Raw genomic sequence first — 4,284 nt, forward strand, 5'->3', positions numbered from 1 at the left:
GAAGCTGACGCTCGGCTGGGACTGGAAACTTGAGACATGCCCCGCGTCGCCGCGCGTTGTACGCCAGGGGCTGCCGCGCACCAACGTGCTCGTCGTCAACGGGGAGCAGAACCGCTACCGTGGGACGAAAGCCTTGAAGTGCTGGCCTCCTTCATTGACAACTTTGACTGGAACGCTCCGGCGTTTGATGCGGTGTGCAAACGCTATTCAACCTGACCTACCAGATCTGATAGTTCCGCTACTGCCGAGGCAACGCTGAAATACCCTGGCACACCTCGGGAAAGTAGCAAATGGAAATACTCGCGGGCCGACCTGGCCACCTCGCGCGACAAGTTCTCGAAGACGTCGGGCGTTACAGATACAGGGTATTCGTTGAGACATTGGGATGGGACCTTGTGACAGAACATGGTCTCGAGAAAGACCAGTTCGATCGTGCCGACACGCTGTACCTGGCCGCCCGCGACGACGAGGGTCGCATTGTTGGAACAGCTCGGCTACTCCCAACGACCAGCCCCTATCTGCTGGGCGAAGTGTTTCCCGATTTGCTCGGAGGGGCTGAAGTGCCGCGGGACCCGCGCATCTGGGAACTCTCGCGCTTTGCGGCCGTCGATTTCAACCTGTCTCACGGCGGTGCAATGCGCCAGTTTTCTTCGAAAGTGGCGGTCGCACTGCTTCACAAGGCGATCGCTGTCGCAGCCGAACAGGGGGCGCAACGCATCATCACCGTGTCGCCACTGGGAGTCGAGCGGCTGCTGCGTCGCGGAGGCATCCGCACCCACCGCGCAGCGCCGCCGAAGATCATCGACGGCCATCCAATCTTCGCGTGCTGGATCGAAGTGGAAACGCAAGTTCAGAAGGTCCCGCAGAAGACGTCCCACTGAGGCGCGTCTTACCTTCGCGAGCCGAGGCGCCTACGCCTACGGCGCGCCAACTGGACGTTCAATGCACCTCGCGCGAATGAATAAAGGCGTGCCTCGGACATCATCGCGGGTGTCGTGGAGTCACTCGTGTTCATCGACGTTCTCCGGTCGGTCGTAGGAAGCCAGGTCGTGTGTGCGCTCCGGGGCGTCAAGGCGCGCGTCGTGCCCGGGCAGCACCAACGCCACCGGCGGCGGCCGGCCACTGGCTTCGCGGGCGCGCTTCAGGGCGAGGCGCACGGCGTTGGGGTGTGGCACGTCGCGCTCGAGCGCATCGGTGATGGCCGCCTGGAGCGCGGCGGAGCCATAGCGCTGCGAGAGGCGCATCAGCGCGGCCGTGATCGAACCCAGGTTGTGGCCTCGGAGCCCGGCGCGTCTGAGCAACTCGGCGCTGGCCGGTGCGGCTTGCGCCAGGTGGTCGCAGGCTCGATGCGCGCGGGTACCGCGCGTGTGATCGACCAGCGCCTGCACATGCGAGGTGTCCTTGATCTGCGCGCCGGCCAAGATGGACGACGCGACCCTGCCTCGGCGCTTGCTGGCTTCTCTGCCAGGCTGAAACGACCAGGGCAAGGAAATGTCGCGTCACGCCGATCTCGCTGTCCAGACCGGCGTCAAGGTGTACTTCTGCGACCCGCACAGCCCCTTGCAGCGCGGCACCTGCGAGATCACGAACGGCCTGGTGCGGCAGTACGTGCCCAAGGGCACAGAACTGAGCCTGTTCAGCCAGGACGAGCTCGACGGGATAGCCCACAGCATGAACAAAAGGCCTCCCGCCACGCACGCTTGGCATACGCCGCTTGGAGGTGTTCGCACGAACACTGGCATCGTCCAATCAACCGCCCGCGTCAGTTCAATAACTCAACCCCGTTGCGTTTCAGGCTTGAAACCGCCGTCTGAATCATCGTCGCTGCAACGTCGCGTCGCATCACGGGAGCGATCCCACCTCACACCCAGAATTCAGCGATGCGACGCAAGGCGACGCGAGGCTAGACGCCAAGTGGCGCGGGCCGGGTTGCGTGGGCGGAGCGACTTGCTCTTCTTCCACACCCGCAGAGGAAATAACCACCGTCAGCAAGCAGAGCCCAAAGCACACTGCCAACGCTACAAAGCCGAACGTGACGACCATGCCAACCGACAGAACCAAAGAGGAGAGAAGGAGAGCTATTCTGAGCATGGTAAAAATGTCGTGAAGTGCACTGCACCGTTGCCCCAAGCTTACCGATCCCGCCCGCTGGGCGACAGTCAACCAAAAGCTTTCATTGCGTCGCGTGAGCGGAAATTCGTCACGTTTTGCGACCAGTGTCGACGACCTGGAGAGCGCACCGCTGAGTGCCACGAAACGCCGCAGGCCGCGCGCGCCGTATGCCTTGCTCACTGCACCATTCCGCCGGCAAGTGGGGACAACGATCTGGCGCAATCCGTGCGGGCGCGTCGGGAGTGGCATGTTGGCGCCGGCGCGTTCTCGACCCAAATGCTTATACTGAGCTGACCACGTTGTGCCACCTGGCAACCAGGTGCTGGCAATGCTTTCCGATACCCGCCCATGGGTCAGCGGAATCCCGGCGAACGGGTTGGTTCCAGACCCGCCGCCAAAGCTACGATCAATAAGCGCATCCATCCATCGGCATCAGCATCAGCATCAGCATCAGCATCAGCATCAGCATGATGATCGGTACGTGAACAAAGTTGGGAAGGCTCGAGGAGTCTTGGCGCCGCGTCTCCATGCGCAAGGCAAAGGTGTTTCAATTTACCGGCGATGACATTTATGCGCCTCACCCTGACCGGACCAAACGGGCGTAGCTACGTATTGGGGGACCCCATCGAGGTCTACGATGAGGAAACGCTGATCGGCAGGGTTCTGTCCGTCACGACGAGTGCCAACGGCAGCGAAGTACGCATAAAGAACTTTTGGACTGTCGATTTTGGGGACTTTCGCGCGAAGGCATTGCCCAAGCTCGTGCTGGCGGAGGTGGTCACGTTCATCGCTGATCGCAGCGTCGCCATCAGTGCCATCGGCATCGAACTGAACCGCGCATTGGAGGAATACAAGGGAAATGAGGCGCGGTTGGCAACTGCACGTTCCGAAACCCTGCAGAGCATTGGCGCGAGGGACATTCGGATCACCCCCAAGCCGAATGGAACGGATGTCGCCCACTTCTCCGTCTCAGGCATCTGGCACTACGACAGCGTCAGTGTTGCCGCGCTTGCGCAAGCGCTGGGGAAGGAAAGGGCGGCTTATCGAGACCGCAAGGCAGCATCATCGCCAGCGTCGCGCAAAGGGCGATTCGGCAATCTGTTCCGGCGCGGCATTTGAGGTAGCAAAGGTATCCGGCGCGGTGTGACCGCGCGGATGGTTGAATAACCACGTTTATCCAATCGTGCAGCCAAGCCTTCGCAGCAAGCTGTCCATCGCGATCGCTGCCACCCGCCCGTCGACGCTGACCCAGAAGGCCATGGTCGAGCTTGTGCGCGACGTAGCCGCGTTGGTTTTCAGCGGCGCGGTGCGCAGCGCAACCCGCTAACGATGACGCGCTGAGGGACGAGTTTGAAAGCGCTTGCTGTCGGCCGTCCACGGTCTGACCCTCTGACCCTCGCGATCGACTGCCGGGTAGAGGTAGCTCCACTTGCCCCGAATCTTCAAATACGTTCTGTCGACGCGCCAGGATCGGCCGGCCTTGCGTGCAAAACGATTCCAGCGCTTCTCGAACTCGGGCACGAAACGTTGGACCCAGAAACACCCAAGCGCTAGCGCGGGGGATCTGTCGCAGTAGGCCGGCGAGAATGCCCCCATGGTCCCGCTTCACATCCAGGTGGCAATTTGACGCTGCGCCGTGTGATCAAGCGACTGCACTTCCCGCTGGAAGTGATGCTGGTCTGCGTACGCTGGTACGCGGCCTACCCATGAGCCTGGGCCACATCGAAGAGATGATGGCCGAGCGCGGTGTGGTCGATCACGCCACGGTGCACCGCTGGGCGATGAAGGTGTAGCCGGTGTTGGCGGCGGTGCTGCGCCGGCGCAAGCTGCCGGTCGGCCCATCGTGGCGTGTCGACGAGACCTACGTGTTGGTGGCGGCCAGTGGAAGTTCTTGTACCGCGCAGTCGACAAGCTCGGGCAGACCGTAAATTTCCTGTTGACTGCACCCCGCGACGTAACTGCGGCCCGTCGCTTCTTCGAGCGCGCGATCAATCTACATGATGTGTCCGCAAGGGTTCTGGTGCAAATCGCACCTCCGGTAGGCTACGGCTTTTGAATTGAAGGCGCATCGATGGCGAAGAGGTTGCAGTGCACGAACGAACTGTTCAAGGGACGTCACTTCGAGCGCGAGATCATCGTGCTGTGCGTTCGCTGGTATCTGCGCTTCAAGTT

The 4,284-nt window shown here is 61.7% G+C and carries 6 protein-coding genes and 3 pseudogenes; 6 read left to right on the plus strand and 3 right to left on the minus strand.

The genetic code is table 11. The annotated features are described in order from the left end of the window. The first annotated feature begins 4 nt into the window (after positions 1-4). Together WKW82_RS40815 and WKW82_RS40240 are read left to right on the plus strand one after the other, a co-directional pair. Positions 5-259 (plus strand): DUF4902 domain-containing protein, encoded by a 255-nt coding sequence (locus tag WKW82_RS40815; protein WP_422823714.1) that lies wholly within the window; start codon positions 5-7, stop codon positions 257-259. 31 nt (positions 260-290) lie between these two features. Next, a complete protein-coding gene (locus WKW82_RS40240) occupies positions 291-881 on the plus strand; it encodes an acyl-homoserine-lactone synthase (RefSeq protein ID WP_340348804.1) in 591 nt (196 codons plus the stop codon). 120 nt (positions 882-1,001) lie between these two features. Here WKW82_RS40240 and WKW82_RS40245 read toward each other — a convergent pair whose 3' ends face one another. Beyond that, complete coding sequence (locus WKW82_RS40245) at positions 1,002-1,421, minus strand: hypothetical protein (protein WP_340348805.1); 420 nt, start codon at positions 1,419-1,421, stop codon at positions 1,002-1,004. Here WKW82_RS40245 and WKW82_RS40820 point away from each other — a divergent pair. After that, positions 1,417-1,774: pseudogene (locus tag WKW82_RS40820) on the plus strand (IS30 family transposase); the annotation flags it as partial. The gene WKW82_RS40245 and the pseudogene WKW82_RS40820 overlap by 5 nt on opposite strands. Before the next feature lie 744 nt (positions 1,775-2,518). Here WKW82_RS40820 and WKW82_RS40255 read toward each other — a convergent pair. Beyond that, on the minus strand, positions 2,519-2,647 hold the full coding sequence (locus tag WKW82_RS40255; RefSeq protein WP_340348806.1) for a hypothetical protein: 129 nt from the start codon (positions 2,645-2,647) through the stop codon (positions 2,519-2,521). A 35-nt stretch (positions 2,648-2,682) separates the two neighbouring features. Here WKW82_RS40255 and WKW82_RS40260 point away from each other — a divergent pair, with 35 nt between their 5' ends. Then, the gene (locus WKW82_RS40260) at positions 2,683-3,231 is read left to right on the plus strand and encodes a hypothetical protein (protein WP_340348807.1); all 549 of its coding nucleotides are present in this window, start codon (positions 2,683-2,685) and stop codon (positions 3,229-3,231) included. Between the two features lie 64 nt (positions 3,232-3,295). Further along, positions 3,296-3,439, plus strand: coding sequence for a hypothetical protein (locus WKW82_RS40265; RefSeq protein ID WP_340348808.1), 144 nt, complete (start codon positions 3,296-3,298; stop codon positions 3,437-3,439). 56 nt (positions 3,440-3,495) lie between these two features. On the opposite strand, the pseudogene WKW82_RS40825 reads toward WKW82_RS40265, so the two are convergent. Further along, positions 3,496-3,648: pseudogene (locus WKW82_RS40825) on the minus strand (DDE-type integrase/transposase/recombinase); the annotation flags it as partial. Positions 3,649-3,706: 58 nt separating this feature from the next. Here WKW82_RS40825 and WKW82_RS40275 point away from each other — a divergent pair. Next, positions 3,707-4,105: pseudogene (locus WKW82_RS40275) on the plus strand (IS6 family transposase); the annotation flags it as partial. Positions 4,106-4,284 lie beyond the last annotated feature (179 nt).

The sequence above is a fragment of the Variovorax rhizosphaerae genome (assembly GCF_037889975.1).
Lineage (GTDB): Bacteria > Pseudomonadota > Gammaproteobacteria > Burkholderiales > Burkholderiaceae_C > Variovorax > Variovorax rhizosphaerae.

Excerpts from the sequence above, each read along its gene's own strand:
- WKW82_RS40240 (WP_340348804.1), top strand. The coding sequence starts at position 291 with ATGGAAATACTCGCGGGCCGACCTGGCCACCTCGCGCGACAAGTTCTC.
- WKW82_RS40260 (WP_340348807.1), top strand. The coding sequence starts at position 2,683 with ATGCGCCTCACCCTGACCGGACCAAACGGGCGTAGCTACGTATTGGGG.